This window comes from Bacillus fungorum (assembly GCF_002746455.1).
Taxonomy (GTDB): domain Bacteria; phylum Bacillota; class Bacilli; order Bacillales; family Bacillaceae_G; genus Bacillus_A; species Bacillus_A fungorum.
The window spans coordinates 1-5,243 of the sequence record NZ_NWUW01000073.1; the positions used below are offsets into that span (position 1 = coordinate 1).

The 5,243-nt window shown below is 37.4% G+C and carries 5 protein-coding genes and 1 pseudogene; 4 read left to right on the forward strand and 2 right to left on the reverse strand.

Annotated elements, in window-relative coordinates:
- From CO726_RS32205 to CO726_RS30280, 3 genes and pseudogenes are all read left to right on the forward strand, one after another.
- Positions 1-602: pseudogene (locus tag CO726_RS32205) on the forward strand (collagen-like protein); the annotation flags it as partial.
- A 711-nt stretch (positions 603-1,313) separates the two neighbouring features.
- The gene (gene mobV / locus CO726_RS30275; protein ID WP_099686761.1) at positions 1,314-2,540 is read left to right on the forward strand and encodes a MobV family relaxase; all 1,227 of its coding nucleotides are present in this window, start codon (positions 1,314-1,316) and stop codon (positions 2,538-2,540) included.
- 14 nt (positions 2,541-2,554) lie between these two features.
- Positions 2,555-2,740: a DUF7695 domain-containing protein gene (locus CO726_RS30280; RefSeq protein ID WP_088667769.1), complete on the forward strand. Its 186-nt coding sequence runs from the start codon at positions 2,555-2,557 to the stop codon at positions 2,738-2,740.
- Positions 2,741-2,770: 30 nt separating this feature from the next.
- On the opposite strand, the gene CO726_RS30285 is transcribed toward CO726_RS30280, so the two are convergent.
- Entirely contained in the window at positions 2,771-2,965 is a 195-nt protein-coding gene (locus CO726_RS30285) for a hypothetical protein (protein WP_088079876.1), read from the reverse strand.
- Positions 2,958-3,521 (reverse strand): replication/maintenance protein RepL, encoded by a 564-nt coding sequence (locus CO726_RS30290; protein WP_000410815.1) that lies wholly within the window; start codon positions 3,519-3,521, stop codon positions 2,958-2,960. The genes CO726_RS30285 and CO726_RS30290 overlap by 8 nt, the downstream gene beginning before the upstream one ends.
- A 983-nt stretch (positions 3,522-4,504) precedes the next feature.
- Between CO726_RS30290 and CO726_RS30300 the strand changes: the two genes are divergently transcribed.
- Positions 4,505-5,243, forward strand: a 739-nt coding sequence (locus CO726_RS30300) for an alpha-helical endospore appendage domain-containing protein (RefSeq protein ID WP_483860610.1), incomplete at its 3' end; no start/stop codon positions are given.

A 5,243-nucleotide genomic window follows, 5' to 3' on the forward strand; every position in this document is an offset into this window, starting at 1 on the left:
CGGGGCCAACAGGAGCAACAGGAGCTACGGGAGTAACAGGAGCTACGGGGCCAACAGGAGCTACAGGAGCAACAGGAGCTACGGGAGCTACGGGAGTAACAGGAGCTACGGGGCCAACAGGAGCTACAGGAGCAACAGGAGCTACGGGGCCAACAGGAGCAACAGGAGCTACGGGAGTTACAGCACCTACAATTACAGTTAATAATGCATTTATTGTTAATCCAAATATTGTTACGGTAGCTGACCAAGCTGCAATTCCTTTATCTACTAATGTAGTTATTAATGGAACTGCTATAACGCATGTTCCTGGATCTACAAATATTAGTTTAGCTCCGAATCAGACATATTCAGTTACTTATAGAGCGGTTGGTTCTAACACTCCAACTGGAGCTGATCAAAATATAATTCTTCGTTTAAATGGGGTTTTCGTTGGTGGAACAAATACTGGTGGTAGTTCAAATGGATTTCCATTTAGTCCAGAAATGTCTGGAAATGCGATTATAAATACAGGAGCTGGAGCTAATATTTTAACTTTGAATAATAATTCAGGTGCAACCAGATCTTATGATGATGTTCAGATTTCTATTGTAAAATTAGCTTAATTTTGTATGAGTTTCTTGATTTAAGAGGAACTATAATCATTTGCGTAAGGTTTTTTGACTCAAATCAAACTAATAGGGGAACCCTATTAGTTTGTAGAAATTGTATTAAGTAGCCCTTTTTTAAGGGCTATTTTTTATGTTTTCGTTGTTATCAAATTAGGTAACAACGAAAATGCTTATGAACCCTTGATGTAATCATGTTTTTGTACTTAAATAAAGCTTGTTTACTCTCACTCTCTATATACGACCTTGTCCGTTTTGCTTCTTCCTTGCAAAGCGATTATTGGGAGAAGCAAAATAAGTGGTAAGTGTCAATGGTAAGCGGACTGAAATGGTTCAGCGGTTTATGCTGATCCATGAAAGGAGCATTAAGGAGTTGATACGTGCAGCTGATATTCCACCCTCTTGGCATTTCCTCAAAACGATTCGTTTTGGGGATGCCAACCGGCGAGGGAGCCCCTCAAGGATTGAGGGGTTGGGGAGTTCGATTGAGGGGGTCAAGGGGATGAGTTCCCCTTGTAGGTTCGGACAAAGTCCGAGGTTTAATTCGGCTTGCCGAATAGCCCCGCAGGGCACACCTTTACGATAGTAAAGTATAGTGTGCTATACTTTACATGGAAGTACACCGAAAAACAGGGGTGAAGTCTATATACTTTATATGGTTCTAGGGACTGATAAGGACGTAGAACCATATGGAAAAGAGGCGAAAAAATGAGTTACGCAATTTGCCGAATGCAGAAATTTAAAATGCGAGATGTGAAGGGAATTCAGATTCATAATCAGAGAGAAAAAGAGAGCCACACAAATCATGATATTGAATCGGAGCGAACACATCTTAATTATGATTTACATAATGATGGCCACATTGATTATTTAAAAACAGTGAAAGATAAGATTGAACAGAATGTAGAGACCAATCGGGCGATTCGAAAAGATGCGGTTGTGATGTGTGAGTTTGTGGTAACAAGCGATAAAGAATTTTTTGACGTGCTAGATATGATTGATCCAGCTCAACAAAAAGTATTTTTTAAAGAAGCATACAGTTTTTTAAAAGATAGATACGGTGAACGTAATATTGTACATGCAGCGGTACATTTGGATGAGAAAACACCTCATATGCACGTTGGCATGGTTCCAGTAACGGAAGAAAATAAGTTATCAGCCAAACAAATTTTTAACCGAAAAGAGTTAGTTTCACTCCAGGACGATTTCCATGCTTACATGGTAGAAAAGGGCTTTTATTTGGAACGTGGTGTATCAAGTGACAAAAAGCATGTAGAAATGCGAAAACTTAAGGCAATGACCGGAAAAGAAGAGATAAAAGCTTTAGAAAAAGAGATGGGACAATGCCTACAGAAAAAAGAAGTAGTAAATAAACAAATGGAACAATTAGAATCTCGTTTGAATCAATTACAAAACGCAGTGAAATCAACAAATAAAGTCGATAAAATCGAAGTTAAACATAAAGGTGGTATTTTACGCTCTAAAACCGTTGAAATGAGCGTAGAAGACTTTGAAGAGCTCAAAACTAAGGCGAAGGGATCAGAAGCCTTTAAACGTGAAAATATGACGTTACATCGCAAGAATGAAGCATTACAAGCTAGTAATACAGATTTGCATACAACAGTGAAACGTTTGGAAAAAGAAAATGAAGGGTTAAAGCCATATAAAGGTAAATATGAACGTCTAGCAAAATTATTTGATGAAATGAACAAATTTTATGAGAAGTTTATTCCGAAAGAAGTGTCAAAATTTCATGAAATAATTGGTTTTTGTAAGAGAAAAGTAAATGCATCCATAAATAGATTTAGTTCTCTTAGATATTCGGAAAAAGCATTGAATGAAAATGAGAAAAAAGGATATGAAGCAGCATCAAAGTTTCTTGCAACTCAACAAAAGCAACAAAGAAAAGAACGTGGAAATGAACGAGAACTTTGATAGGGGGATTATCAATGAAAAAACTAAAGAGAAATGTAATTCAATGCCGAAAATGCGGAGATATAATTGAATCTAAGTTCACTCGTGATTTTAAGTATTGTTCATGTAGATCAGTGGGTGTAGATGGTGGTTTGGAGTATGCTCGTATTATTGGTGATTCAGAAAATGTGATTGAACTTCATGAATATGAAGATAAATAAAAAGCATTACATCCATGGATGTAATGCTTTTTATTTAGGTACAAAATTAATTTTAGGAAGAACATGTTTTTGTAAGCTGTTATCACTAAATGAACTTAATGTTTGTGTATTTGCATCAAATTGTAGTCCCAATGCTTTAAATATAACTTCTGTTTGTACAGGGGATAGACTAAATGATACTGTATCATCATCTAAATAAATATTTAATTCAACGCCCTCAATCATTATTTTTCGTCTCCAATCCTAATTTTTTTGATTCGTTTTTTGTTGTTTCTTGTTCTGGAAGAGCTTTTTGTTTTCCTCTTAATATGTCGATAGAATTTAAAGGCTTATCCTCTTCATAATAACTCAATAGTATTTGTCGTTTTGTATCATTCCCCTTCATCATGATGTTAGGATTTACGATATAAACGCCATTTTGTTTTTTCTTGATAAAATTGCTTTCTTGTAGTTTTTTCATAATACGTGTAACTGTGCTTACACCGACACCAACATCTTTTGAGATACTCCTATATGTGCCTATAAAAAGATTGTTAGATTGGTTTGTATTTTCGGCTATGTATATAAAGACATCTAGTTGTTTGTTGTCTATGATCCCTAGAACTGTTAAGAAATCCATTAAGTACATTTTCCAAAAATTTTTGGTTCCATAAACTCTTTTGGTTATTTGGTCTACATGAATAACTTCTCCAGTTTCAGTATCTACTAATTCTCGTTTCTTTTGACCGACTAAGGTTTGAGTTTCTGCATGATATTCTAAATTTTCGTCATGTTTTTCCATGAAATATCCCCCTATTTATTTAATGTGTATGTATTCAAACTTGAACACCAAACATCTCTTTAAAAGAACACTAACACAATCATATTAAAAATACAATTGTATTCATTAAAAGAATACAGACATCTTCAAAAATGAACACAATTGCTATCAAATATGAACACAAGAAAAAACGTCAAATCCATTGATATGACTGGGTTTATCCCACTTTTTTGCTGACATTCTCTCTCTTCTAATATCAAAGGGGCTATTTAGCCCCTTTGATATTTTAAAAAAAGACCAACTTTTAGTTGGTCTTTTTTTTCTCTTTTTCCTTAAGGGCTAAAACTTTTACAAGGAACAGGTAGTATTTTTTGAGAAAAACACTCAAAAAATCTCCACCTTCTCCGCTTTGCTCCATCCTTGTAGAAGTTTTTTCGGCTCGTGTGCTTTTCTCGCCAAGCCGACAGACAAAAAGCAAAGCAATGGTTCTCGACTTGGACTAGCAAGTATACGAGCCGAACCGCTTAGCTCATTCGTTCCAAAATAGTCCTTATTCAAAAAATAGATACGTAATAAGTGGGGTTTCGCCCCCACACGACGAGCCAGCACTCTAGCCAAAAAGCAAAGGGAAAACCAAAAAACAAGAACAAACCCAAACTAATAAAAAAAATATCCGCCCATATGGACAGCTTATTTACATAAAATTCGTTAGCGGTAGCAACTATTTTGATAGAATTTTTGTAAATACAAGGATTCTTTTTTTTTTTGCATGAAATTTTGTATATAAAAACAGATGTTAGAGTTGCTTCTATGTAAAAATCCTGGTCTATTTGTTGAAATAGACCAGGATCAAATGAAGGTAATTTATATGTCACATGTTATATATATGCTTGTGTAAAACATGTAGTGTACAGACTTTGATACGGTAACACCTTGTCTATGTTTGTCATATTTTATAACGATATTTATTTTTACAAAATGATATAGACAAGGAGGCTATTCATATGTCACAAGCTAATATACCGAATATTACACCGAATATTTCATTAACCCGTGAAGAATCGATTAATTTAATATTGGCTTCAATTGCCTTAGAAGAATTAGGGTTAGCACATATTATTAATGCAGAAGCAGAAAAAATTCAATACGCACTGGGAACCTTGAGTGGATTATCACCAGCAGCTACATTGGATGAAATTTTAGAAGTAAATGAAAGTGTCAATCGGACAATTCAATCAGCGTTAAAAACACAGATGTTGTTGCAAAGTAAATTAGATAGTGTGATTCAAACACCCGTTTTAACAGGTCCCCCTGGTCCAACAGGCCCAACAGGACCTGCCGGAGGTCCTGTTGGGCCGACAGGGGCTACGGGGCCTACTGGCGTGTGTGAGACATGTCCTACAGGACCAACGGGACCAACGGGGCCAACAGGAGCTACGGGGCCAACAGGAGCTACGGGGCCAACAGGAGCTACGGGGCCAACAGGAGCTACGGGAGCAACAGGAGCTACGGGGCCAACAGGAGCTACGGGAGCAACAGGAGCTACGGGAGCAACAGGAGCTACGGGAGCAACAGGAGCTACGGGGCCAACAGGAGCTACGGGAGTAACAGGAGCTACAGGAGCTACGGGGCCAACAGGAGCTACGGGGCCAACAGGAGCAACAGGAGCTACGGGAGTAACAGGAGCTACGGGGCCAACAGGAGCTACAGGAGCAACAGGAGCTACGGGAGCTACGGGAGTAA

Excerpts from the sequence above, each read along its gene's own strand:
- mobV (WP_099686761.1), top strand. The coding sequence starts at position 1,314 with ATGAGTTACGCAATTTGCCGAATGCAGAAATTTAAAATGCGAGATGTG.
- CO726_RS30280 (WP_088667769.1), top strand. The coding sequence starts at position 2,555 with ATGAAAAAACTAAAGAGAAATGTAATTCAATGCCGAAAATGCGGAGAT.
- CO726_RS30285 (WP_088079876.1), bottom strand. The coding sequence starts at position 2,965 with ATGATTGAGGGCGTTGAATTAAATATTTATTTAGATGATGATACAGTA.
- CO726_RS30290 (WP_000410815.1), bottom strand. The coding sequence starts at position 3,521 with ATGGAAAAACATGACGAAAATTTAGAATATCATGCAGAAACTCAAACC.